Here is a 25,923-nt window from a genome sequence, read left to right on the forward strand (position 1 = left end):
GCGATCGTGGGCACACTAAGGGATTCGAAGGTGAGGGGAAGGTGAACCAATCATGCGAGCGGGCACGCCGGATAGCCGCGAATACGTCTTTCAAATATCGACCAGACGATGGACAACATAAGCGGAGACAATCACCTCCGCTACTCATTTTGCGCTCGTAAAACTTGTCCTAGCCTTCTGCTCCTAGGCGTAACTGAGACTTACCAATGAGCACTCTTGCCAAATGCGAATTCCACTAGAGATATTTCAATGACTTTTCGATTGCATCGATGGTTCCGGGCTTAAGAACTTTCTGCCCGTTCTCATCGATGACGTCGCCCACCTTCCCACGCTTGAAATGCCAAAGGCTCATGAAATCTTCTGACAGGATGTACTCCAGAGCACGACGTTCAATATCGTCCAGTTTAAAACTTCCTTTCGGCGCACTCCTATCATCGACGTAGATTTCCAGGTTTGGCGGCACAACCTCACGTACCAACCGGCGCGCCTCAGCCAACTCCGACTTGAGAATCTGAACCAGCATCCTATGCCGCGCAGTTGGAAGCTCATCAATCCACGCCTCCGACTCCGGTTTATTCGACGTCTTTTTTTTGACTGGCACACCCGCCGCAAAAGACTCAATCAAGGCGCGGTAATGAACACCCCCGGCATTGCGAATACTCTGAGCTTGAGGCACACCACGTTTTTCGCCCAAACGAGCTATTGTCGAAAAAGAGAAATCGGAAATGCCCCGCTCAGCCTGTTCCTGGCACACCTCGTAAATGGCCTCCAAGGTTTTGTGCGTTCGCGCTGAAGCGACCGTCTTGAGGTGTTCCAGGGTAGCTTTAGGATCCATTAAAGTACGCTCAATTCAAGTGCTGGTTGACGGCCCGCCAAAATGGCCTGGATATCAGTCGGTGCGATGGCTTCTTGCTCGCCAAGATCTTGCAGCAACAGTTTGCCCTCCATCAGCCTGTCCACCTTGCCCCAAGACTTGACCCGAGCCAACAGGAAGTTGGTCATTTGATTGCCGATCACCAGTTGCTGTTTTTTGTTCAGTGCGTACATAGTGGGCATCATGTTGTTGAAGGCAATCATCCTGTCGATCATCTGTGAACGAGGGGCCAGTGCTAGCTCAGCCGACGCAGATTCAAAGATTTCCGCGTTCTCACAGACCTCATGCAACTGATGGAATCTCGACGTTTCCTCCAGCGCCACATGAAGCTCATGCCCCGTGTGAACGATGAGTTGCGGAAGATTTGACTGCGAATTACTGGAAGCTTGCTCGTTGAGCAGCGCTTGACTCTGATTGATCAAGCGCGAAACGGCCTGGATATCACAGAGGTAAAGATCTGCTTTTTTCGACGACCGCTCCAACTCGGAACGCGTCTTACGGATTTTCATTTCAAGCCATTTGCGCTCGCCCACATCAAATTTTCGTCCCGCCTTATTGGCATGGTACTGCTCAACATCCAACGCATCGATTTGCTTGGACAGCTCCATGATTGACGACTCAAGTTCAGCAATGTGTTCAAACTGAATGGAGGCTTGCAGAGAAATCTCATTCGCGATGGCCAGCAGCCCTCCGATAAATACAGGCCCGGATACCAAATGGCGACATTGCAGGCAGTTCTGCATTCCCAGATAGCCTGCGGTGACGGGTTGACGAACCTTCGTTTTACCAATCAGTGGCCCGCCATCTTCACATCGAGAACCCGCAAACGGGCAAAAACCGTAGTCACGAAACAAGATGCTGCCGACCGCCGTGGAGCCCGTGAACCGTTGTAAGGCTTCCTCATTGTTCGAGATCAGTTGGTCACGAACCTCTTCGAATCGATCCTGCTCAATCATTTGCATCGTGGCGTATGCTTGATTCGAAAGTGCCCGTTTTTCACCTTCGCTAAACTTTTGACGCATGCCTTCGGCGTTGAGCTTGACGTAATAAATTGTCATCACGATGGCGCTGTGGCCCGCAATTTTCATGACGACTTCAAGCGGAAGCCCAAACTCCATGACATAGGCACTGATGAGACTAACCCGCATACTGTGAGCGGTGTACCGAGATTGATAACCAGAAAGTGCCGAGACATTGCCGTTGCACTCGGCCAGGGTCAAACCTTTCGGTTGACTGTAAAACAGCGCAGCCGCCAGGCGATCTTTCAGTCGATGGCCAAAATGGGCGCACTCTTCTCCGCCGAAATCCCGGAACAAGAAACAGTTTTCCCCCTTCGCCCGTCGCTGAGTTTCATTCAGATCCGTTCGAATACACTCAAGCCAAGGCATGGGCCGACTGATCGGATTGTATTTCGACTGCCATTTACGCAAGCGGATCAACCAAATCGCGAGCTTCTCTGGCATCCAGGCAACGTTGTACCCAAGGCCATCTGAAGAGGTTTTATTGGAGGTGAAATGCATGCCGATTTGATCGTCGGGGTATCGCTTGATAAACCCTTGTTCTTTGGTCATACCTGCCAATGCAGATGTGTTGGGCACCCACACGATCTTGCCATCGACAATTTCGGGAATGTCCTGATCCGCCTCACCTGAATCGTTGTACCCAATTTGCTTGCCTCGTGCAGGAACCGAAGCCAGCGCAAAGGTATGCATCCAGGAAACCGGATTCCACATCTTGGTTTTCCCGTACTCTTTTCTGAACACACAATCAGGATCATCGGGATCCACGATTGATGGGTCGACCTCAACCCAATCGGCATCAAAAATCTGCAGGTGCCCGAGATCTGCATAGGTTACCGCGTCGTCAGGAATCATCCACTCGCACATCGCATGTACAAAGTGATAAGCCAACGCGGGCTTGTTGCTTTCACCCAAGTTGCCGCCGCTCACGCCGCCTTCATACTGAACCGCCGCGAAAGGATTGCGTGCGTTTGGAACCAATACGACTTCCTGGGTCTCATCATCCTCAACCGTCAACTTGCGTCGCAGGATGTGATCACAGAATTCCTTGGCCGCCGCGATGATGTAGCGCGCGTTGTTGTCAGACTGCTCCGAAGTAAATGCGTCAAAAAGCTTCAGATCAATCTTGGGTGATGTCAGAAATGCTTCGGGTGACGTGCCCAATGCATTCTTCTGGATGTAGTAACGTACAAACCGGCAGAGGTTCGCGACCTTGGTGTCAGCTCCCCGAGAGCTCTTCATGAACTCGTCAATTGCATCCTTCCACGGAAGGTAAGGTGCACGGATGTTTCCTGTATTCAGCGGTTCCTGTTTGCCGACAAACCGATGCCAGTTGATCCATTCGTCTTTGTATGTGATTGCTGGGTTCTTAGGTAAGCGAAGATCATTTTGCGCCGCACGAAATGCCCGATAAGCCATTCCCCCTGCCACACCATGCTCAGTGACGATGCGACTGCACTCTTCGTAGCTGTATGGCTTGGGAATATCACACAGGTCGTACCAGTCCACGAACTCATGGCTGAAAACCCTATCAGGGTTTGCAGGGAGGCAGGAGTAATTCCCGTACTCCTCTCGGTACTCGACACTGTTCTTGATCTTCACGACCTTGATGACGAACTTTACGTCCGCCAATGTCTCGCAGGTTTCAGGCAATAGAAAATCAACCCAACCCTTCCATTGTGTGCGGTAGTAATCGATCGGATCCGCTGGCAGACGAGGATCGTCTTTGAATGCACGAAGGTATTCAGACGAACCGGTGATGCCCAAGGCTCGTGCAGCCTTTCCAGCCTCCCTGATGTCCTTATATTTATCCACGCCGAGATAAGCGTCCCAGCCCCAAGCTTCCCACTTGTCCGCATACATAACCTGCGGAGATGAAGGCAGCTTCGGATCCTCCTTGTAACCCTCCAGATACTGCTCCTTCGTCCGGAATCCCAGGCGCTGCGCTGCCTTGCTGGCTTCAGTCACTGTTGCGTACTTAGGAACATGGTCGCCTACAAGATCGGGGAATCCGATCCACTCGCTGGCGTATTTGATGTTGGGATTTGAGGGCAAACGAGGATCTTCGTGGTGCCGAATTTTGTACTCGATCGAAGAGGTGATATCCAAGCGTCTGACGGCTTCCTTGGCTTGGGCCAACGTTTCATAAAGGACAACGGCTCGTTTTGAAACAACGAAGTTACTCCAACCCTCCCAAAATCCTTCATAAGTTCTGGAGGGATCAGATGGCAGCATCGGATCCTTACGGTAATCCTCCGTATACTGTTTGGCAGAGCAAATATTGAGTTCTGCAACGCGCCGCTTCGCTTCCTCATATGAGTAGTAGACTTTTCCCCTGCGCGAACCTAGATAATCCGCCCACCCTTTCCAGTCCGCCTTATAGAACTGGGCTGGCGAACCTGGAAGCCGTGGATCCAAGGTTTTATAGGTGCGGGCGTAGTTAGTGTTGGAGCCAAAATTCAGCGCCCGAGCTGCCGCGCGCGCCTCTTCATAGGTCGCATATTTCTCCGCGTGGCTAACCGTACCGAGGTAATCGTTCCAGCCTTTCCATTCCTTGGCATAGGTTTTATCGGGGAATGGCGACAATTTCTCATCCTGGGCTACCTTGCTGCGATAATCGCTACCACTCACTGCCCCGAGCTTCTTGGCGGCCTCCTTGGCTTCAGCGTATGTCGCGTAATAGCTTTCGTGTTTTTCACGATAGACGTAGCCAGTAAAGTCTCCCCACCCTGCCCACTCATCCTCATAATATTGGGCTGGAGAAAAAGGCAGTTTGTCATCAAGTTTATGGCGCTCTAGGTACTCACGCTGCGTTCGGATACCGAGCTTCTTTACCGCTTCGGACGCCTGCGCCAAAGTGGCGTACTTACCCTTGCGTTTATCAGGATTGGGCGGCAGAAAGTCAGGCCAGCTAGTCCACTCGCTGCGGTAGACATCTTGCGGTCGGGATGGCAGCCTCGGATCGTTGGAGTGAAGTTCTTTGTACTGTGACGTGGTGTAGGCACCCAAAGACTTAGCCGCCTCCTTGGCTTCTGCATATGTCGCGTAATAATCGACCCGCTGACCGAGAAAATCCTTGAATCCGCGCCACTCGTCCTTGTAGACGGTATTCGGATTAGCAGGCAGCTTGGGGTCTTCGCGGTAGCGTTTGTTGTATTCAAGGCTCGTTCTGATACCAAGCCTCTGAACCGCAAAAGCTGCTTCTTTGAACGTATAGAACCTGGATTCCGGGCCAGTTGGCAAAAAGTCGCGAGCACCTTTGAAGCTTTTCCCATAAAACTCTTCAGGATATGCAGGCAGCTTATGGTCAATTTTGCACAGTAGCCGATACTGCTGCATCGTATAGGCACCGAGGGTTTTCGTTGCCTCCTTGGCCTCCTCATAGGTTTTATAGCGATCCACTAAACGATCGAAAAAATCCGGGAACCCAACCCACTCGCGCTCATAAATAGCATTTGGGTTTGAGGCAAGCTTGGGATCCTCACGATACCGGACATTGTATTCAGCCTTGGTCGTGATACCCAATTGTTTGACCGCCTCGGCAGCCTCAGCCATCGTTGCATAAAACTTCGGATCAGGGTTGGCCGGGAGATAATCAGCCCAACCAGTCCATTCTTCACCATAATATTTATCAGGCGATGCCGGTAATTTGGAGTCTTGGTTACACTCCTTTTTATATTGCGACATCGTATAGATCTTGAGCTTTTGAACTGCGGCCTTGGCCTGAACAAAAGTCATATAACGCTCTACGTGGCCATCAAAAAAATCAGCATATCCGATCCAATCCTTCTCGTAGACACTATTTGGATTCGAGGGAAGACGCGGATCTTCTTTATACCGTTTTTTGTATTCATCGGCGCCGGCGATTCCCAGCGCGACGGCAGCACGGGCAGCCTCGTTCAATGAAGTGTAAAACGGCTGTTCCGGGTTCTTTGGAAGAAAGTCGCCCCATACTGTCCAGCGATCCTTATAGACTTGACTAGGCCACCCTGGCAATCTGGGATCTTTTCGATAGTGCATTCGGTATTCGGCTTGCGTGTAAACGCCAAGCGCTTTCACTGCTTCTTTAGCTTCGTCATAAGTCTCATAACGTCGAATCCTCCAGCTAAAAAATCTCGAAGAGCCCTTCCACTCATTTGGATAAGTAAACTCAAGACTGGATGGAAGTCTCGCATCCTCTCGATACCGCGCCTTGTACTCAACAATGGTATTTATGCCCAATGCTTCTGCAGCATCGGCGGCTTCTTGAAGGGTCTTGTAGAAATTATTAGTGGCCATAGTCTTCGACAGTATTTTCCATTTTTGTACGAAGTTCGTCATTAGTCATCTGAATGTAAACAAGACACGAGTCAGGTGACCTTTGATGCATGCTTTTCTGGATTTCAACTTGAGTAAATCCATTTTCCGCCAAACGATATCCATAAGCATGCCGATGACCATGCTCGGTAGTACCCAAATACTTTTCGCAGTTCAGCCCAATTCTATTTACAGCAGCCTTATGCAGTCGCTGAAAATTCTTAATTGTCTCGGGCTCGCCCTTGGAGTTCGTAAATGCGTATGGATGATCCTGCCCCTGCGGCTCGACACGCTGATACTCCAAGTATTTCTTATAGGTGAGTAGAAACTCTGTAGCCTTGTGTGGTGGGTAAAACTTCACCTCGAAGAACCGCCCCCTGGTCAATGCCGGCGACTTCCAACCCAGATGCAGACGTTCACTCTTCAAGTAGTCCGTTCTAGGCACGAGTAAGTACTTTTTCGCCAGAAACTCTCTTCGATTGCTGTACTCCTTGTCCGGAGAAGCACCTTCAGAAGGGTGATAAACGCGGACAACAGCCTCAGATCGCTTTTTATTGATCGAGATGTCGGTGAGGTAGAGCTGCAATGCCTCACTCTTCCTTATGCCGCCGTAATGCAACAACAGCGTAATAGCCCGTGACTTGAAGTCGGCAGCCCTATCAGGATTTGTTTCGTGGCGACGATCCGCCCTGATGAATCCGAAGTCCAGCAAGGGAAGAATTTTATCCGCAGGAAACCGCTTGAACTCCTCTTCGTAAAACCGCTTTTGGCGGCGAACAATCTCACGGACATAACGGTTTTTTTCCTTAGCCTCTTCACCGCGATCAAGGTGATTCAGGAAGACTCGACTCTGCTTGTGGTAGTAAGCAGCCCAATTCAATCGCTGCTCCGCCGACGTAGCCAGTCGGAAAGGATTCGCTCGCTTGGTCTCGTGATCCGATGCCTTGGTCAGCCAGTCGGTGTATCCAGTGAGGCACGTGCTGAGGTAATCGGCATCCTCGTCCTTACGGGGATCCCAGTACAGGCCTGAAGGGTCGCTCAGGTCTGTGGGGTTAATCGTGCCCATTCTCAGCGATTCATCAAATGCTCGAAAGAGCTCTATGTTCTGTTCGAACCGCCCCTCGTTGGCGTTGATGTACTCGATCAAAAGCTTGATCGTCTGGGTCACCTTGTCTCGCCAAGACTGTCCTTTGTGGAGCTTGGTCGCCAGGTATCTCAGGTGAGAAATCAGCAACCCGCTCTCAGTAACGAGTGCAGGCAATCTCACTTCCCGACCCGTTTTGTCGTTCCGGTACCTCGCCTTCACCTTCAGTACGTAGGCCATTTTCGCATACTAGATATTATGTAGTTAGAGGTACTATTCCTGTTCTGCCGGGAAAAAGGAAGGGGTTTTTTTGAGGAAACCGTGGAGGTTTAGGGGGTAAATAGTATGTTTTTGGGTGGGGTTATAATACACCTATGGCAAGAAGATGCTGCGCGAGATCGACAGTCGCGTGCGCTTTCTGACCAAACGTCTGGAAGCGTTGAAAGTCGTCAGTGAAAAACCCAGCGATCCGAACAAAGTCTACTTCGGCGCCTGGGTGACCATCGAAGACGAAGACGGCAAGCAATCGCGCTACCGCATCGTCGGCCCCGATGAACTGGATCTGAAACTGGGCCTGATCAGCATCGACTCGCCACTGGCCCGCGCCTTGATCGGCAAGGCGCTGGATGCAGAAGTCCGGGTGCAGACGCCGACCGGCGAGCAGTTCGTTTACATCGTCGCCATCGACTATCCGTAAAGCGAATCAGCGGCGGGTGATCAGGCCCTGCCGCGCAACGCGGACCAGTTGCTTGATCATCTCCGGCGCATCTTCAGCGCTCGGTGTCTGAATCACCGCGAGATCAAAACTGTCACTGGCAAAACGTGACAGCGACTCGCCGTCTTCAACGAACTGGATCAGGAACGCGGCAGGACCGCCACTGCGCCGTGGCCAGCCATCGAGATAACGCAGCAGCGTTGGCTGATGTTTGCCGCCAAGAAGGATTTTCGGGTTGCGCTGGGTGATATGCGCCGTGATCGGTGCGGGACGTGCTGGAGGGCGTAGTGCATTCATCGTGTCGTGTCTCTGCCTCAAAAGTCTGCATGGCAGGTGAGAGGCAACACCGAACCAGCGCTTTAGCGGTATTTCGAAGCCCTGTTCCGGCTTCTGACGGCAACTGTTGAAGTCACCTGGCGCCCCGCAAGTAGCTGTTTAAATCGGCGCATGGGCAACATCCTAGAGAACGTGACCGATCAGTGTCAAGAATCAGCCGCAACAAAAAAAGGCCCGCACAATGCGGGCCTGTTCCTTGAGCCAGAGCGCTTAACCGGCGATGGCGCGATCCACCGAGAGCTTGCCGGCGCCTTCGATCAGGACGGCGAGGCTGCCACCGAGCAGAGCCAGGGCGAACTCGTAACCGTTGTTGGCCATAAACAGACCGTTGCTGATATGTACGGTGAAGATCGCCACCAGCGACAGGAAGGTCAGGCCCAATGCTGCCGGACGCACCAGCAGGCCAATGATCAACGCCAGGCCAGCGAAGAACTCAGTACCGCCCGCCAATGTGGCCATCAGGTAGCCCGGGTGCAGACCGATGCTGTCCATGTACTGCGCCGTGCCTGCCAGACCATAACCACCGAACAGACCGAAAAGTTTTTGCGAACCGTGAGCCGCGAAGATCACGCCGACAGCGATGCGCAGGATGGTCAGACCGTAGCCAGCGCGAGTGAACAGTACTTTGTTGATCAGAGAGCTCATGGGCATTCCTTGTTTTTGCGAGAAGTTGTGTGTGTTGGTTGGCCGCTATATTAATCAATAAATTTCATGTTAAAAGCGCAAATATTTCGCCATAACAATCAGTTTATTAGATCATTTACGTGAGACGACTTTTTGTGCCCCGGGCTCCAACGACTCCCGCTCCCGGTCGAACGCCAAGTAATACTTGTTCACGCTATTAACATAGCTGACCGGCCCCATTCCTACCTGCTCCATGGCAATGCGCTCGACCTGGAAGAACCACTGGTTGGGATTCAACCCGCGCCGCCGGGCCTCTGCGCGCATGCCCTGCACGCGCTCGGGGCCGATGTTGTAGGCCGCCAACGTGAAAGCCATGCGTTCACGCTCATTAAGCTTGGGACTGTTGAAAAACTTGCGGCGGATCATCGCCAGGTACTTGGCCCCGGCCTGCACATTCGCATCGAGATTCTGAATGTTGTTCACGCCGACTCGCTGAGCGGCAGAAGGCGTGATCTGCATCAGCCCGGTCGGACCACTGCCGCTGCGGGCATTGGGTTGCAGGCGTGACTCCTTAAACGCCAGTGCGGCCAGATTCAGCCAGTCCATGTTCTGCGCGTCGGCATGCTTTTGCAGGGTCGGGCGCAGTTTTTCCAGGCGCTGGCGATCAGCCTTGGCCAAGGGATAGTGGACTTGATAGAGACGACGATAGATGCGCAAAAACGCCGCATCTTCATTGGATGGCTTCTTGTAACCGCCGAGAAAGCGATCGATGCTCGCGCGCAACATCGAGGCATCGCGGCGTACGAACCAGTACTCCTCGCCCGGCTCGCTGATTATCAGTTGCCGGTCAAAACGCAGCTTCGGCAAGATCTTGCCCCAGCGCTCGGCGATAGGTTGCTCGACGATGGTCAGGTGGAAAATGCCACCCTGAACCATCTCCAGCACGTCTTCGACCGCCAGGGTCGGATCGACCCATTCGATCTTGATCGGCGCCAGTTTGTGCAACGCCAGTTTCTGATTGAGCTGACTGACCGCCTCCCCCGCCGCACTGCCGGTGGGCAACGCCAGGGTTTTGCCGGAAAGCTGCTCGACCTTGGTGTAGCGCCGCTCGCCCTTGATCCCGACCAACACCAGCGGCACATTGCTGGCAATCGGTTCGCTGCTGGCTACGGCATAGCCCGGTTGCAGATCGAGCAATTCACCCGGCGCGACCAGATCACCTTCGCCACGTTGCAAGGCGCCGAGCAGTTGATCCTTGGCTTTGGGAATGATCTTGAGGGTGACTTCCTGACCATCGCGGGCGTGGCCATTGAGGTATTGCTCGAAGGCGCGCAGGCGATGGTATTCGACGCCGATGGCTTGGCCCTGGACTTCGCCGGAGCTGTTGCGGCTCTGATTGACCAGTACGCGCAACACGCGGCTGCTGCGAATCTCGGACAAGTCACGCACCTTGGCCGCCGGCACGGCTTGCAGTGGCCCGGGCAGGCGCGCGACCGCCGTCATCGGCAGCAGCAACGATCCACACAACAGGAGCAAAACCGAGGGACGAACCATCCACTCTCCGGAAAGAATACGGGGCGATTTCATCTTTAAAAGGTCGAAATCACCGACGAAAACAGAGCGCCATGAGCGCTGGCAACGTGCGAGAGACTGGCACAGTAATGGCACTTCTACCAAACCGGTCTGCGTCGCGGCATCAACAGACAGCTATAACTCGTTGTAGTTCTTGGCTTTTCTTATGAATCTACAGCTCTGGTATGCTTTCCGGCCTTCGGCCCGAGGTAGCAACCATGCAACTCATCGATATCGGCGTCAACCTGACCAACCCCAGTTTCGCCGACAAACATCAAGCCGTACTCGAGCGCGCCTATGCCGCGGGCTTATGCCAACTGGTGCTGACCGGCACCAGCGTCGAGGGCAGCGAGCAAGCCCTAGAGCTGTGCCAGCAACTCGATGAAAGCGGCCAGCGCCTGTTCGCCACCGCCGGTATTCATCCGCATTCGGCCAGCGACTGGAACGCAGACAGCGCGCGCCGCCTGCGCAATTTGCTGAAAGAATCCAATGTCGTCGCGGTAGGCGAATGCGGGCTGGATTTCAACCGGGATTTCTCCCCGCGCCCACAGCAGGAAAAAGTCCTTGAGGAACACTTGGCGCTAGCCGTTGAACTGCAAATGCCAGTGTTCCTGCACGAGCGTGACGCCAGCCAGCGCCTGCTGGAAATACTCAAAGACTTCCGCGATCAATTACCCGCCGCTGTAGTGCATTGCTTCACCGGCGAGCAAAAAGCCTTGTTCAGCTATCTCGACCTGGATCTGCATATCGGCATCACCGGCTGGATCTGCGACGAGCGCCGTGGCACGCATTTGCATCCGCTGGTGAAAGAGATCAAACGCGGGCGCTTGATGCTGGAAAGTGACGCGCCTTACTTGCTGCCGCGCTCCTTGCGCCCGAAGCCGAAGAACGGGCGTAATGAGCCGGCCTATCTGACCGAAGTACTGCGCGAAGTGGCGCTGCATCGTGGCGAAACCGAGGAAGATCTGGCGGCACACACCACCGCGTGTGCCCGCGCGTTCTACAACCTTCCCGCATTGGCGTAAGCCACAAAAGATCGCAGCCTTCGGCAGCTCCTACAGGGCATACGCCATCCCAATGTAGGAGCTGCCGAAGGCTGCGATCTTTTGATCTCTTGACCCACATCAAATCGAGCCTTCTGCATAGCGGCACAATAATGGCACCTTGCCAAAACTGTTTCCGCTATCAGAGAAGACCTCCATGGGTGCCTGGCTTAGCAATATCTCGCTGAAATACAAATTCTGGGCGGTCAATGCGGTCGCCTTCGTCACTACCCTGTTGCTGGTGCTGTACGCCGTGCAACTCGAACAACAGGCGCGCAGTCACGCATCACAGGCCTCGGCGCAAGCCCAAGCACAACTGCTTAAAGCCTGGCCGGTCGGTCAGCCATTGCCCAAGGCCGATCAGGTGTTGACCTTCAAACGCGGCGAAGCACCGCGCCTGAATGATCAGCCCTTGCTGGAAATCACGGAAAGCAACGGCTGGAACGAGATCAATCACCTGCCGCTGTTCGGCGAAAATCCGTTGATGGGCGCCGAAGTGTTCAGCCGCGCCGATGGTCAGCAGGTCGCGGTGATTGCCTATGGTCCGAGCCTGAGCCAAGTGTTCAGCGAACGTTTCGCCAACTATGCGGTGGCGGTGTTCATCCTGATGTTCGCCATGCTGTGCGCCTCGCAACTGTTAATCCGCTTCCTGCTCAGCCAGCTCAACACCTTGAAAGACGTGATGCTCCACGTCGAGAAAAGCGGCGATCTCTCGGCCCGTGTGCCGCTGGCCGGCAAAGACGAAGTCGGGCAGATGGCCAATGCGTTTAACGCGATGCAGGCCGGTTACCAGCGCGTGGTGACGACCGTCGCCAACACCGCGCGGCAACTGGATGTCGGCGCGGCGCGGCTGGCGTCGAGCATGAACGAAGTGCGCCACGGCATGCTCGGCCAGCAGAGCGAAACCGATCAGGCCGCCACCGCGATCAACGAAATGACCGCCACCGTTTACCACATCGCCCAGCACGCCGGCGCCACCCGCGACCTGTCGCAGACCGCCGATGGCCTCGCCGGCAGCGGTCAGCAAGTGGTCGCGCGGGTGCAGCAGTCGATTGCCGGACTCTCCAGCGGAGTGCAGCAGACGGCCGAGATGATTCAACGGCTGGCCGAGGACAGTCAGAAGATCAACGGCGTGGTCAGCGTGATTCACAGCATTGCCGAGCAAACCAACCTGTTGGCACTGAACGCCGCCATCGAGGCGGCCCGCGCCGGTGAGATGGGCCGCGGCTTTGCGGTGGTGGCCGATGAGGTGCGCAATCTGGCCAAACGTGTGCAGACCTCGACCGACGAGATCACCACGATGGTCTCGGCCTTGCAGGCCGGCACCCGCGACGCGGTGGATTTCATGCAGGAGAGTTCGTACAAGGCCGACGACTGCGTGCAGCAGGCGCAGGAGGCTGGCGCGGCGCTGGCGGAAATCACCGGCGCGGTGGCGCAGATGCGTGAAAGCAATACGCAGATTGCCGTGGCAGCGGAGCAGCAAAGTCAGGTCGCCGAGGAGATGAACCGAGCGGTGGTGAGCATTCGTGATGTGACCGAGAACACGGTGCAGCAGACTGTGGATTCGGCGACCACGAGTAATGAACTGGCGACGTTGGCCGGGGAATTGAGCAAGGCGATCGGTCAACTGAAACTCTGATGCCCCCTTCGCGAGCAGGCTCGCTCCCACAAGGGGATTTGTGTGCGCACCGATCCAATGTGGGAGCGAGCCTGCTCGCGAAAGCGTCAGCCCCGGCAACATCGAATCTTGCGATGACGCCTATCACTTCAATAGCCAACCTTGATTCGCCGCCCTCCGTGCCCAGGCCTATTCTTCAACCATGTGTTCAACAAGGATCGAGGAGTAGAAAACATGGGCAAACGTCATCCCAACCTTCCCGCGTGGCAATGGCGCGCGTACCCGGGCAATCATCAGCACCCGACCAATCTGGTGCTGCACCTGATTGCCGTGCCGTTGTTTATCGTCGCGTTTCTGCTGATCGTCTCCGGGGTGTTCAGCCTGAGTCTGGCCAGTGTGGCCATCGGCGTGATCGGCATCATCGCGGCGCTGGGTTTGCAGCGTCATGGCCACAGCCTGGAGGCGCAAGCCTCCGAGCCGTTCAGTGATCGTAAAGATGCGATGTCACGTTTACTGGTCGAGCAGTTCCTGACCTTCCCGCGCTTCTTTCTCAGTGGCGGCTGGTGGCGCGCCTGGCGTGAACGCCACCGTCGGCATTGAGTCAGGCGAAAATCGTAACGGTCTGGCGACTCATGGCAATCAACTCCCCTTCCGCGCTCCACAGCTTGGCGGCGACATGGCCGTAGCCGTCGGCGGCGTATTCGATATCGGCCAGATATTGGCACCAGTCCAGCGTGCTCAAATCGTGTAGCGGCTGCACGAATTCGATGGTCCAGGTCAGCGTGCTACCCGGTGCCGGCCTCTTCAGATATGGCAACAGCGCGGGCGGCCACGCGTCCACCAGGGCCAGCAGATGCGCCTCGTTGACCGGTTCTTCTTTGACATCTCCGCGTAACCGCACCCAGCCGCCCATCAGCCGCGATTGCGTGCCGGTGAACGGCATGCCGCCGACGCTCCAGCGCATCGCCAAATGACGCATGAATTCTGGGGTCACGCCTTTGATGTAAGGCAACTCCTGGCATTCGTCCCAGTGCTTCATTGATGGCGCCGGATAGGCTTCGACTGCCACCTCCGACGGCCGCGAAGCACCGAAGCTGCCTTGAACGATCGTTACCACCTGACCATTCTGCATCGCCCGGCCCATGACCTGGCTGACGGCCTTGCCTTCGCGCAGTACATCGACTTCGAAACTCACCGGGACTTCAGGTTCGACAGGGCCGACAAAGGTGATCGCCAGCGAACGCACCGGGCGATCTGCCGGGACTTTCGCGCGCATGGCTTCGTATTGCAGCGCAGCCACCAGACCACCGAAACTGGCACGGCCCTGGCCCCATTCGGCAGGGATCGTCAGTTCCGGTTGGCGGCGGACCGCCTCAAGCAGATCGCTAAAGCGCATGGCAACCTCAGAAAACAAGAAAGGAATGCAGGGATCTTAACCAGACCTGCAGAGCGCCGCAGCGTCTATTCCGGTCAAATGGGCTGACAGAAAGGCCTTAGCGTATTTCAAATACAGACACAAAACCCTGTAGGAGCTGCCGAAGGCTGCGATCTTTTGATCTTGTTGTTAAAAATCAAAATCAAAAGATCGCAGCCTTCGGCAGCTCCTACAGGGGATATCGCGGGGCTAAAGTTATTTGAAGCAGGCTGAACTGAGTTTTTCCAGCACGCGATCAGCCTTGCTTTCGGCTTTGATCATGGTCGCCTGCCAAGTGGCGACACAGGGCTGCAGATCCGCCTCAAGCTCAGCCTTCGCCAGCCACTGCCAGCAATCGTGCCAGTCGCCCAGCGCGCCTTGGGCAGACTTGAGGCGAGCCAGCGCCGCCTCGGGCAAGCGATCCAGTTCGGGATAGGCTTCGATGCCGTAGCGCACGCGCTTGATCAACAGGCGCAGGCGATGACGGTCGTGAGCGGGATCGTGCAGCGCCTCGTCGAGTTTCTGCCATTGCTTGCCCAAGCGTTTTTCGATGCGTTTGTCCAAGCCCTTGAGCAAGCCCTGACGCTGAGACGCGCGCAGAAATCGCGGGAAAGCGTCGAGAATCATCAACAGCGAAGCCACCTCGGCGCTCGCCGCCAGCGCCGGATAGGCCTCGGCCATTTGCGCCATGCGCCGTTGCGCGGCCTCAGGCTGATCATGCAGGAGCAGATACGCCGCGAGCACTTCGCGATCACGCCACGGCGTGGTCAATTGGCCGACCGCCGAGGCGGCATCTTCCAGTTGCTCGACCCCGGGCAAGCCACGCAATGGCCGCAACAGACTGCGCAAGCGCCGCACTGTGGTGCGCAGATCATGCAGCGCCTCGGGGTCGGTCCGTGCAGTGAGCCGTGCCTGACAGGCTAGCAGGCGCACTTCCAGACTCAGGACATGAGCCACCAACCGGTCAACCAACGCAGACATCACTTGCTCCTGATTCAAATGGCTTGAAGATCATTCTGCTGCCCAGCGAACGCAGCCTCCTTGCTTCACGTCAGCAGCTTAGCGGCCGGCGCGGGATTCGCGAATGTAGAAACGCGCCTTCTCGGCTTTCTTGCTGCAGCCTTCGAACCCTTCGAATTGCTGCTGAGTCTTGGCAGCGGTCAGCAGCGACAACGCTTTGGAGTAGCTGACAGTGCCGGCAAAGCCTTCAGCCTTGGCCAGATCCAGCTCATGCCAGGCCGCGTCGAGCTGGCTGCCGCAGCTGTCGCGGTAAGCGGTTTTACCGGCGCAACCGGCCAATGCCAGAGCCATCAACGGCACACAGATCCAGGCTTTCATCACTCACACCTCAAAATAGGTCAACAGTCGTGCAGGTAAGACGGTAAGGCTGCGAAAAAGTGCCTTGCCGGCGGGTGAAACCGCGCAACTGAGAAGGATAGCGCTGAAGGGCCATGCAGTAGCGAAAAAACGACGTCACCGGCGCACTCAACGACCTCGGCGATTGAGCCTGCCCGGCGATGGGTGCATTGTGGAACCTTGTCGGGAGGACGCTGGATGAAAAAAAAACGTGTCGCGCTGGTACTGGGCTCCGGTGGCGCCCGGGGCTATGCCCATATCGGGGTCATTGAAGAGATCGAGAAACGCGGTTACGAAATCGCCTGCATTGCCGGCTGTTCGATGGGTGCCGTGGTCGGCGGGATCTACGCCGCCGGCAAACTCGACGTTTACAAGAACTGGATCGAAAGTCTCGATTATCTGGATGTGCTGCGCCTGGTCGACGTGAGTTTTCGCCTCGGCGCGATTCGCGGCGAAAAGGTCTTCGGCCAGATCCGCAAGATCGTCGGCGATGTCAACATCGAAGACTTGCGCATCCCCTACACCGCCGTCGCCGCTGACCTCACCAACCAGCAGGAGATCTGGTTTCAGGAAGGCTGCCTGCATCAGGCGATGCGAGCCTCGGCGGCGATTCCCAGCCTGTTCACCCCGGTGATGCAGGGCAATCGCATGCTGGTCGACGGCGGCATTCTCAACCCGTTGCCGATCGTGCCGGTGGTGTCGAGCCACTGCGATCTGATCATTGCGGTCAATCTCAATTCGACCAATCAGCGTCACTACAAACTGCCGGTGATCCAGCGCCCTGCCGCTTTTCGCTCACGCTTCGATAGCCTGATCAGTTCGCTGGGATCGAAGATGCCATTCCGCCGTACACAGGCCGAGCAATTGTTGCGGCTCGAACAGGAAGCGCTGCGCGCCGAAGCGGCGGACATCAATCCCTGGCTGGACGGCGCCGAGCCGGAGAGCCAGCAACCGGCAGCCGCGCCCGAGCGTGAAGGCGCACCGAAATCGGCGACCGGTTCATTCATCATCGATAACGTCGGACCGGCCTCGTTGCTGGACTTGATCAACCAGAGTTTCGAGGTGATGCAGACCTCGCTGGCGCAGTACAAGATCGCCGGATATCCGCCGGATATCCTGATCAATGTGCCGAAGCGGGTGTGCCGGTTTTTCGAGTTTTACAAGGCGCCGGAGCTGATCGCGTTGGGACGCGAGATTGCGCGGGATACGCTGGATCGGTATGACAGTGAGCAGAGCAGAGAGCCCTGAAGTTTTCCGCAGTCTTTAAGGGCCTCATCGCTGGCAAGCCAGCTCCCACAGTGATCGAGGTGATACACAGATTTCAATCACAGCTGAAAAACCTGTGGGAGCTGGCTTGCCAGCGATGGCGTCTGCCGGGACAACAAATGGCTAAAGAGTGTTGTCACTCAACAGCCGATAGCCAACCCCCGCCTCGGTCACGATAAACCGCGGCCGCGTCGGATCATCCGCCAGCTTCTGGCGCAAATGCCCCACCACAATCCGCAGATAATGGCTGTCCTCGGTGTGGGTCGGCCCCCAGATATCCTTGAGCAATTGCTGCTGGGTAATCACCCGCCCCGGATGCCGTGCCAGTTGCGCCAGCACCGCGTATTCCTTGCGGGTCAGCGCCACTTCGACACCGTCGAGCAACACCCGCCGATAAGCTAGATCCACGGTCAGCGGGCCGAAGCTCAGCGCTGCCTGCTGCGCCTCCCCTGCCGGAGCCTGACGCAACAAGGCGCGGACTCGGGCGAGAAACTCCTGAATGCCAAACGGCTTGGTCACGTAGTCATTGGCGCCGCCATCCAGCGCCTGGACTTTCTGCCCTTCGCTGGCGCGCACCGACAGCACCAGCACCGGCGCCGTCGCCCACTCGCGAAACTCGCGCAGCACTTGCTGGCCATCCATGTCCGGCAGGCCTAAATCGAGCACCAGCAGGTCCGGTTTGTTCAGCGCCGCTTGCGCCAAACCCTCGGCACCGTTGCCGGCCTCGAGCACTTTATAGCCCTGTGAGGTAAGGCTGATGCGCAGGAATTTGCGAATCTGCGGTTCGTCGTCGATGACCAAAATGGTCGTGGTCTGGCTCATGAATTCACATCAACACAAATGATTGGCAAGAGAGTAGCGCAGTCAGCTTCAGCCTTCATCGTCCATCCCCGGTTGCGTCTGCAACGGCAAGTGCAAAGTGATGCAGGTGCCGTGCCCCTCGATGCCGTCGGCGACGCTGATGCGCCCGCCGTGCGCGCCAACCATGCCCTGACAGATCGCCAGGCCGAGGCCCGTGCCCTGGCCGCCACGATCACCCCGGGCAGCGGTGTAGAACATGTCGAAAATCTTCGCCCGCTCATCCTCCGGAATCCCCGGCCCTTCATCGCTGACCGAGAAGAAAATCTCTTGGTCATCCGCGCCTGCGCTCAGTTGCAAGCGACCGTGAGCGGGTGAGAAACGTGCGGCGTTTTCCAATACATTGACCAGCGCCTGTTCGATCAGCGCGGCATGCACGAACAACAGCGGTAACTCGGCCGGCACATCAGTGCTGACCTGCAACGGCGCGAGCACCGCGCGCAGGCGATTGAGCGAACTGCCGACGATATCGGCCGGCGACACCCAGTCCCGCGCCAGCTTCAGCGCGCCGTGGCCGAGGCGGGTCATGTCGAGCAGATTCTGAATGTAGCGATCGAGGCGCTCGGCTTCATCGCGGGTGCCTTCGAGCAGTTCACGACGATCTTCCAGCGGGATCGCTTCGCCGAGGGCCAACAGGCTGTCGATGCTGCCGCGCATGGCCGTCAGCGGCGTGCGCAAATCGTGGGATACGGAGGCCAACAAGGCACTGCGCAGTTGTTCGGTTTCACCGTGCAGGCGCGCGGCTTCCAGGTCATCAGCCAACTGCGCGCGCGCCAGCGCTTGGGCGAGCGGCTGACTCAATGCGGTGAGCAAGCGCCGACGCTGGCCACTCAAGGTCTGGCCTTCTTTGGCGCAGACACCGAGCAGCGCCAGCGGCCCGTCCTCGACCGACAGCGGCCACCACCACCAGCGTCCGAACGGCAGCGTGCCAGTGCCCATGCCTGCCGGTTGATCGTGTTGCCAGGCCCAGTCAGCGGCGGCGCGTTCGGACTCGGTAAACTCCAACGGCCCGCCGGTCTCGACCTTCCAGCCGCCCTGCCCGTCCCGGTTGAGCAGACATAACTGCAGATCGCTCCAGCCATTGAGGTGTTGCGCGGCAGCGCTGACCACCGCTTGGCGATCCGTCGCGGCAGTGAGTTTGCGCGACAGGTCGAGCAGTTCAGTGGTCTCTTCCTGGGTGTCGCGCAGGGCCTGCAATTGCCGACGCTGACGCGCCGCGAGGTTGCCGGTGAGCGCCGCCATCAACAGGAAAAACAATAGAGTCAGGACGTCTTCTTCGCGCTGAATGCTGAAGGAAAAATTCGGCGGGATAAACAGGAAGTCATAGGTCAGAAACGACAGCGCGGCACAGGCCAGCGCCGGGCCGAGACTGCTGCGCACCGCCACCAACAGCACCGCCGCAAGGAACACCAGCGAGATGTTCGGCAGCGGCAGCACGCTCGACACTGCCCACGCCAGGGCGGTGGCCAATACGGTGGCGACCAGCGCCAAGGCATAGTCGAACCACACCAGGGTCAGCGCGTTGCGCGGGCGCGGTTGATGCTGTTGCTGATCGCTGTCGAGGACGTTGATCTCCAGCCCGTGAGCCTGACGCAGCAGGCGCGCCGCGAGTCCGCCGCCGAATAGACGCCGGCGCAGACGTGGCCGGGACTGCCCAACCAACACCAGGCTCGCACGGCGTTCGGCAGCGTGCTGGATCAGGGTTTTCGCCACCTCACCGGCGCGCAGCAACACCACTTCACCGCCCAGGCGCTCGGCCAGTTGCTGAGCGCTTTGCAGGCGCAATCGCGATTGCTCGTCGCGTACGCTGCCGTTATCGACATGCACCAGACTCCACGGTAAATGCCGGCGCTGGGCAACGCGACTGGCGTGGCGCACCAGGCGCTCGGCCTGCGCATCACCATCGACGCCGACCAGCAAGCGCCCGCGCACTGCCGGGGCGGCCTGACCGAGTTGGCGATAGCCTTGGGCGAGATCGTTATCGACCTGTGCGGCAGCGGTTTGCATCGCCAGTTCGCGCAATGCGGTGAGGTTGGTCTGGGTGAAAAACGCATCGATCGCCGCACGCGCCTGCTCCGGCACGTAGACCTTGCCTTCACGCAAGCGCTCGAGCAATTCGCGCGGCGGCAGGTCGATCAGCAGCAGTTCGTAAGCTTCTTGCAGCACCCAGTCCGGCAGGGTTTCGCGCACTTGCACACCGGTGATGCCGCGCACCTGATCGTTGAGACTTTCCAGGTGCTGGACGTTGACCGTGGTGAACACGTCGATGCCGGCGGCGAGCAGTTCCTGAATGTCTTGCCAGCGTTTCGTGTGGCGACTGCCGGGGGCGTTGCTGTGGGCCAGCTCATCGACCAGCACCAGTTTCGGTTTGGCCGCGAGAATGCCGTCGAGGTCCATTTCTTCGAGCATCACGCCACGGTATTCCGAGCGCACCAACGCTTGCTGCGGCAAGCCGCCGAGCAGCGCTTCGGTTTCGGCGCGACCATGGGTTTCGACGACGCCAGCGATGACTTTCACGCCTTGGCGCAATTGCGTGTGGGCGGCCTGGAGCATGGCGTAGGTCTTGCCGACACCGGGAGCGGCGCCGAGGAAAACCTTGAGCCGGCCACGGCCGTCACGGGGCAGGTCTGCTAACAGCGCGTCGGCGCGGCCGGAGTCGCTCATGCTTGATGTTCTCTCTTGCTGATAGTTATGCGATGTTCTTTCGGCCCTATTCGCGAGCAGGCTCGCTCCCACATTTGGAACGCATATTCCTGTGGGAGCGAGCCTGCTCGCGAATGGCCGCGCCGCTGATTCAGAGTTTTTCCAGTGCCATATTCAGCTCAAGCACATTCACCACCGGCGGCCCCACCAGCGGCTGTTCGATATGCGCATCGAGCAGTTGCTGAAGAGTCGATACCGGCAAGTTTCGCGCTGCCGCAACTCGCGCCAGTTGATAGGCAATTGCCGCCGGTGGCAAGTGCGGATCGAGGCCACTGCCGGAGGTGGTCAGCAGGGCCAATGGCACTGGGCCTTGGCCGGGAACCTGGAGTTTGTTGGCGTCGTCGATCACGCGGGTTGCCAGTGCCGGATTGCTCGGGGCCAGGTTGCTCGCGCTGCTGGAAACGGTCGCAAACGCACCGGCGGAGGGACGTGGATGAAACCACGCATCGCCGACAAAATCCTGCGCGATCAGCGACGAGCCGCGGACCTTGCCGTCGGCGTCTCGCACCAGGCTGCCATTGGCTTGGGCGGGGAATGCGACTTGCGCAACACCGGTCACCACCAGTGGATAGGCGACACCGGTGACCAGGGTCATCAGCACCAGCAGGCTCAGGGCCGGACGTATCATTGTGGACATTTCAAGATCCTCGAATTCGTTGGGCAAACTTTTGCGGGGTGTCAGGGAGATCTTTTCCCCCTCACCCCAGCCCTCTCCCCCAAGGGGGCGAGGGGGAAAGGGAGCCGACTTGTATGCTTTTCAAGACCTGAGTTCGGCTCGGTATCTCAAGTCGGTGTAGTTCATGCAACCACCTCAATCAGTCCCCTCGCTATAAGTGCGCGAGGGAAAGGGAGCCGATTTCTGTGCTTTTCAAGACCTGAGTTCGGCTCGGTATTTCAGGTTGGTGTAGCTCTCGCAAACACCTCAATCAGTCCCCTCTCCCACGAAGGTGACAAGAGGAAAGGGAGCCGATCCTTGTGCAGTTCAAGACCTGAGTTCGGCTCGGTATTTCAGGTCGGTGTACCTCTGTTGAACCACTCGGTCAGTCCCCTCTCCCTCTGGGAGAGGGTTAGGGTGAGGGGCTTTTTCCGGCCTCACACCAGATGCAGCGCCGTGAGCAACATGTCGATCGCCTTGATCCCCACGAACGGCACCAGAATCCCGCCCAGTCCGTAGATCAGCAGATTGCGTCGCAGCAACGCTGCCGCACTCGCCGCCTGCACGCGCACACCGCGCAGCGCCAGCGGAATCAGCACGACGATGATCAAGGCATTGAAGACGATCGCCGAGAGAATCGCGCTCTGCGGACTGGTCAGTTGCATGATGTTCAGCACGCCCAGTTGCGGATAGATCGAAGCGAACAGCGCCGGCAGAATCGCGAAGTATTTGGCCACGTCGTTGGCGATGGAAAACGTCGTCAGCGCACCGCGTGTCACCAGCAACTCCTTACCGATCTGCACCACGTCGAGCAGCTTGGTCGGGTCGCTGTCGAGGTCAACCATGTTCGCCGCTTCGCGGGCAGCCTGGGTGCCGTCGTTCATCGCCATACCAACGTCCGCCTGAGCCAGCGCCGGCGCATCGTTGGCACCGTCACCGCACATCGCAACCAGACGACCATCGTTCTGCTCGTGACGAATTCGCGCGAGTTTCTTCTCTGGCGTGGCTTCGGCGAGGACGTCATCAACGCCTGCTTCAGCGGCGATGGCGGCAGCGGTCAGCGGGTTGTCGCCGGTGACCATCACGGTACGAATGCCCAGTTTGCGCAGTTCGGCAAAACGCTCACGAATGCCGGGTTTGACCACGTCCTTGAGATGGATCGCGCCAAGCAGTTTGCCGTCGGCGCAGACCAGCAACGGCGTGCCGCCGCTCTGGGCGATCTTGTCGATTTCCCGCGACAGGGCCGGAGCCAGATCCGAGCGCTTTTGGCCGAGGAAACTCAGCAGCGAATCCACCGCACCTTTGCGGTAGACACGACCTTGATAGTCGACGCCGGACAACCGGGTTTCAGCGCTGAACGGCACAGCGGTCAAGGTTTCCAGCGCCGGCTCAGGCTGCGGGTGCAGACCACGCAGGTATTCGACGATGGATTTACCTTCAGCGGTTTCGTCAGCCAAAGAAGCGAACAGCGCACCTTCGGCCAGCTCGCGACCACTCACACCCGGCGCGGCATACACCGCACTGCAACGACGGTTACCGAAGGTGATGGTCCCGGTCTTGTCCAGCAGCAACACATGCACGTCGCCCGCCGCTTCCACCGCACGACCGGACTTGGCGATCACATTGAGGCGCACCAGACGATCCATCCCGGCGATACCGATGGCCGACAGCAGACCGCCAATGGTGGTCGGAATCAGCGTGACCAGCAGCGCCACCAGAAACACCAGCGGCAGGCTGCCGTTGGCGAAATGGGCGAACGGTTGCAGGGTCACGACCACCAGCAGGAAGATCAGGGTCAGGCCGATCAGCAGAATATCCAGCGCCACTTCGTTCGGGGTTTTCTGGCGTTTGGCGCCTTCGACCAGCGCAATCATGCGATCGAGGGTCGACTCGCCCGGATTGGCGGTGATCTGCACCAGCAACCAGTCGGAGACCAGTCGCGTGTTGCCGGTGACGGCCGAACGGTCACCGCCGGATTCGCGAATCACCGGCGCCGATTCACCGGTGATCGCCGCTTCGTTGACCGCCGCGATACCTTCAATGACTTCGCCATCACCGGGGATCATCTCCCCGGCTTCGACGCGCACCACATCGCCTTTGCGCAGACTTGCCGCTGGCACCACTTGAAAGCTGCCGTTAGCCTGTTTACGACGTGCGCTGAGGCCTTCGCTGCCGGCCTTGAGGCTGTCGGCACGGGCCTTGCCGCGACCTTCGGCCAAAGCTTCAGCGAAGTTGGCGAACAGCACGGTGAACCATAGCCACAGGGCAATTTGCGCGGCCACGAAGGTCGGTACATCCGCGTCAGGAATGAAGCACAGCACGGTGGTGAAAATCGCCGTCAACTCAACCACCAGCATCACCGGCGAACGCTTCAGTTGCCGCGGGTCGAGCTTGACGAAAGCTTGCACCAGCGCCGGCCGCCACAGGGCCGAGATCGCGGTTTTCGGTGCTTCTGCCGACTTGGTCGGCTCTGCAGGTTTTGCAGGAACGTGCATATTCATGATGGATTCCTTAGAAGCCCATACTTAAATGTTCGGCAATCGGGCCGAGCGCCAGAGTCGGCAGAAAGGTCAGGCCGCCCACCAGCAAAATGGTCACGGTCAGCAGGGTCACGAACAGCGGGCCATGAGTCGGAAAGCTGTTCTGGCCGATCGGTGCGGTTTTCTTCATCGCCAGACTGCCGGCCAAGGCCAGTACCGGAAGGATGTAACCGAAGCGACCGATCAACATGCCCAGGCCCAGCATCAGGTTATGGAAAGGCGTGTTCGCGCTCAGGCCACCGAACGCCGAGCCATTGTTGGCGCTCGCCGATGTGTAGGCGTAGAGCAACTGGCTGAAACCGTGCGGGCCAGGGTTGCTGATGGTCGCCGCAGCACTGGGAACCGCGGCGGCAATCGCACCGAGCACCAGCACGCCAACCGGCATCACCAGCAAAGTCACCACCAGCAATTGCACTTCGCGCGCCTGGAGTTTCTTGCCGAGGTATTCCGGCGTACGGCCGATCATCAGACCGGCGAGAAACACCGCGATCAGCACGTTGAGCAACATGCCGTAGAGCCCGGCACCGACACCGCCGAAGATCACTTCGCCGACCATCATGTTGACCAGCGCGACCATGCCGCTGAGCGGGTTGAGGCTGTCATGCATGCCGTTGACCGAACCGTTCGAGGCGGCCGTGGTGGTCACCGACCACAGCACGGTAGCGGTGGTGCCGAAGCGCGCTTCTTTACCTTCCAGCGGCGCGGTCTGTTCGACAGCAGCGTTGTTCAGGGTCGGGTTCGGTTGATATTCAGCCCACAGCGAGGTCGCGCCGCCGATCAGGAACAGCGCGAGCATGCAGGCGATGATCGCGCGGCTCTGACGCAGGTCCTTGACGTAGTGGCCGAAAGTGAACACCAGCGCCACCGGAATCAGAATGATCGAAGCGACTTCGAACAAGTTGCTCCACGCGGTCGGGTTCTCGAACGGATGCGCCGAGTTGACGCCGAAGAAGCCACCACCGTTGGTGCCCAGTTGCTTGATCGCAATCTGACTGGCCGCCGGACCGAGCGGGATCACTTGATCAACGCCTTGCATCGTCACCGCGTTCACATACTGCGCAAAGGTCTGCGGCACGCCCTGCCAGACCAGATACAGCGCCAGCACCAGGCACAGCGGCAACAGGCCGTAGAGGGTGGCGCGGGTCATGTCGACCCAGAAGTTGCCGAGGGTTTTCGTCGATTTGCGGCCGATGCCACGGCACAGTGCGACCAGAACGGCGAGGCCGGTAGCGGCGCTGACAAAGTTCTGCACGGTGAGGCCAACCATCTGGCTCAGATAGCTGAGCGTCGCTTCACCGCTGTAGGACTGCCAGTTGGTATTGGTCATGAAACTGACCGCGGTGTTGAACGCCTGGGTCCATTCCTGGCCGGGCAGATTTTGCGGGTTCAGCGGCAAGTGATCCTGGAACAACAGAATCGCGAACAGCAGCAGGAAACCGGCGAGGTTGAATGCCAGCAGCGCCAGCGTGTACTTCTGCCAGCTCTGCTCGGCGTTAGGATCAACCCCGGCGATGCGATAGCAACCGCGCTCGACCGGGCCAAGAACCGGCGTCAGCCAAGTCCGCTGACCTTCCATCACCTTGTAGTAGAAGCGCCCGAGGAACGGCGCCGGCAGCAAGACCACCGCAAAAAACGCGAGGATCAGCCAATAGTCATAACTGTGCATAGCCGCTCCTAGTTCCGATCCGCGCGCAACAGCGCAACCAACAGATAAATGAACAGCCCCACTGCCAACAGCAGTGACACCCCGTCCAGAACGCTCATGGAAGATCTCCGTGTTACGGCGTATTGCCGCGTGTGGAGGCATTGTCGGAAAGGAGGCTGTAAAGGAACGAGAGCGAGGGGTCTGGCTGGGCATAAAGAAAGCGTAAAGAGTGGGTTTATGCCGGCGTTACAGGTGGGTTTTGCGCCGTATGGGCAGGCCTCTTCGCGAGCAGGCTCGCTCCCACA

Annotated in this window: 19 protein-coding genes and 1 pseudogene; 5 read left to right on the forward strand and 15 right to left on the reverse strand. The window is 57.9% G+C overall.

Annotated elements, in window-relative coordinates; genetic code table 11:
• Positions 1–235 precede the first annotated feature (235 nt).
• The 3 genes from gmtX to gmtY are packed head-to-tail and all read right to left on the reverse strand — an operon-like array spanning position 236 to position 7,513.
• On the reverse strand, positions 236–835 hold the full coding sequence (gene gmtX, locus CKW26_RS10435; protein WP_218251745.1) for a gamma-mobile-trio protein GmtX: 600 nt from the start codon (positions 833–835) through the stop codon (positions 236–238).
• Positions 835–6,213 carry a VPA1269 family protein gene (locus CKW26_RS10440; protein ID WP_095048522.1) on the reverse strand — a complete coding sequence of 1,793 codons (5,379 nt, stop codon included), beginning with the start codon at positions 6,211–6,213 and terminating at the stop codon, positions 835–837. Before CKW26_RS10440 ends, gmtX begins: the two co-directional genes overlap by 1 nt.
• Positions 6,161–7,513, reverse strand: a complete 1,353-nt coding sequence (gmtY, locus tag CKW26_RS10445; RefSeq protein WP_095048523.1) for a gamma-mobile-trio recombinase GmtY — start codon at positions 7,511–7,513, stop codon at positions 6,161–6,163. Before gmtY ends, CKW26_RS10440 begins: the two co-directional genes overlap by 53 nt.
• Positions 7,514–7,640: 127 nt before the next feature.
• On the opposite strand from gmtY, the pseudogene CKW26_RS10450 reads away from it, so the two are divergent.
• Positions 7,641–7,970 (forward strand): annotated as a pseudogene (locus CKW26_RS10450) (GreA/GreB family elongation factor); the annotation flags it as partial.
• Between the two features lie 6 nt (positions 7,971–7,976).
• Here CKW26_RS10450 and CKW26_RS10455 read toward each other — a convergent pair.
• The 3 genes from CKW26_RS10455 to CKW26_RS10465 all read right to left on the reverse strand — a co-directional run bounded on the left by CKW26_RS10455 (position 7,977) and on the right by CKW26_RS10465 (position 10,502).
• Positions 7,977–8,285, reverse strand: coding sequence for a hypothetical protein (locus CKW26_RS10455; RefSeq protein ID WP_093435191.1), 309 nt, complete (start codon positions 8,283–8,285; stop codon positions 7,977–7,979).
• A gap of 249 nt (positions 8,286–8,534) precedes the next feature.
• Positions 8,535–8,969: a DoxX family protein gene (locus tag CKW26_RS10460; protein WP_007908568.1), complete on the reverse strand. Its 435-nt coding sequence runs from the start codon at positions 8,967–8,969 to the stop codon at positions 8,535–8,537.
• A gap of 111 nt (positions 8,970–9,080) precedes the next feature.
• Positions 9,081–10,502, reverse strand: a complete 1,422-nt coding sequence (locus CKW26_RS10465; protein ID WP_095048524.1) for a transglycosylase SLT domain-containing protein — start codon at positions 10,500–10,502, stop codon at positions 9,081–9,083.
• 236 nt (positions 10,503–10,738) lie between these two features.
• Between CKW26_RS10465 and CKW26_RS10470 the strand changes: the two genes are divergently transcribed.
• The 3 genes from CKW26_RS10470 to CKW26_RS10480 all read left to right on the forward strand — a co-directional run bounded on the left by CKW26_RS10470 (position 10,739) and on the right by CKW26_RS10480 (position 13,781).
• Complete coding sequence (locus tag CKW26_RS10470; protein ID WP_095048525.1) at positions 10,739–11,545, forward strand: TatD family hydrolase; 807 nt, start codon at positions 10,739–10,741, stop codon at positions 11,543–11,545.
• A gap of 175 nt (positions 11,546–11,720) precedes the next feature.
• Entirely contained in the window at positions 11,721–13,202 is a 1,482-nt protein-coding gene (locus CKW26_RS10475) for a methyl-accepting chemotaxis protein (protein ID WP_095048526.1), read from the forward strand.
• A gap of 213 nt (positions 13,203–13,415) precedes the next feature.
• Positions 13,416–13,781: a terminase gene (locus tag CKW26_RS10480; RefSeq protein WP_095048527.1), complete on the forward strand. Its 366-nt coding sequence runs from the start codon at positions 13,416–13,418 to the stop codon at positions 13,779–13,781.
• Position 13,782: 1 nt separating this feature from the next.
• Here the strand turns inward: CKW26_RS10480 and CKW26_RS10485 are convergent, their stop codons facing one another.
• The 3 genes from CKW26_RS10485 to CKW26_RS10495 form a co-directional block, all read right to left on the reverse strand.
• Complete coding sequence (locus tag CKW26_RS10485) at positions 13,783–14,577, reverse strand: acyl-CoA thioesterase II (protein ID WP_093435202.1); 795 nt, start codon at positions 14,575–14,577, stop codon at positions 13,783–13,785.
• A gap of 234 nt (positions 14,578–14,811) precedes the next feature.
• The gene (locus CKW26_RS10490) at positions 14,812–15,576 is read right to left on the reverse strand and encodes a CHAD domain-containing protein (protein ID WP_095048528.1); all 765 of its coding nucleotides are present in this window, start codon (positions 15,574–15,576) and stop codon (positions 14,812–14,814) included.
• Between the two features lie 78 nt (positions 15,577–15,654).
• The gene (locus CKW26_RS10495) at positions 15,655–15,933 is read right to left on the reverse strand and encodes a hypothetical protein (protein WP_007908543.1); all 279 of its coding nucleotides are present in this window, start codon (positions 15,931–15,933) and stop codon (positions 15,655–15,657) included.
• A gap of 216 nt (positions 15,934–16,149) precedes the next feature.
• Between CKW26_RS10495 and CKW26_RS10500 the strand changes: the two genes are divergently transcribed.
• On the forward strand, positions 16,150–17,199 hold the full coding sequence (locus CKW26_RS10500) for a patatin-like phospholipase family protein (protein ID WP_095048529.1): 1,050 nt from the start codon (positions 16,150–16,152) through the stop codon (positions 17,197–17,199).
• Between the two features lie 141 nt (positions 17,200–17,340).
• On the opposite strand, the gene CKW26_RS10505 is transcribed toward CKW26_RS10500, so the two are convergent.
• The 6 genes from CKW26_RS10505 to kdpF all read right to left on the reverse strand — a co-directional run bounded on the left by CKW26_RS10505 (position 17,341) and on the right by kdpF (position 25,737).
• The gene (locus CKW26_RS10505) at positions 17,341–18,039 is read right to left on the reverse strand and encodes a response regulator (RefSeq protein ID WP_095048530.1); all 699 of its coding nucleotides are present in this window, start codon (positions 18,037–18,039) and stop codon (positions 17,341–17,343) included.
• Between the two features lie 48 nt (positions 18,040–18,087).
• Positions 18,088–20,739, reverse strand: coding sequence for a sensor histidine kinase KdpD (locus CKW26_RS10510; RefSeq protein ID WP_095048531.1), 2,652 nt, complete (start codon positions 20,737–20,739; stop codon positions 18,088–18,090).
• A gap of 130 nt (positions 20,740–20,869) precedes the next feature.
• Entirely contained in the window at positions 20,870–21,415 is a 546-nt protein-coding gene (kdpC, locus tag CKW26_RS10515) for a potassium-transporting ATPase subunit KdpC (protein ID WP_095048532.1), read from the reverse strand.
• A 455-nt stretch (positions 21,416–21,870) separates the two neighbouring features.
• Positions 21,871–23,934 (reverse strand): potassium-transporting ATPase subunit KdpB, encoded by a 2,064-nt coding sequence (gene kdpB / locus CKW26_RS10520; RefSeq protein ID WP_095048533.1) that lies wholly within the window; start codon positions 23,932–23,934, stop codon positions 21,871–21,873.
• A gap of 10 nt (positions 23,935–23,944) precedes the next feature.
• Entirely contained in the window at positions 23,945–25,639 is a 1,695-nt protein-coding gene (kdpA, locus tag CKW26_RS10525) for a potassium-transporting ATPase subunit KdpA (RefSeq protein WP_095048534.1), read from the reverse strand.
• Between the two features lie 8 nt (positions 25,640–25,647).
• Positions 25,648–25,737: a K(+)-transporting ATPase subunit F gene (kdpF, locus tag CKW26_RS10530; RefSeq protein ID WP_007899818.1), complete on the reverse strand. Its 90-nt coding sequence runs from the start codon at positions 25,735–25,737 to the stop codon at positions 25,648–25,650.
• Positions 25,738–25,923 lie beyond the last annotated feature (186 nt).

It is taken from the genome of Pseudomonas sp. Irchel s3h9, from assembly GCF_900187475.1.
Taxonomy (GTDB): Bacteria; Pseudomonadota; Gammaproteobacteria; order Pseudomonadales; family Pseudomonadaceae; genus Aquipseudomonas; species Aquipseudomonas neuropathica.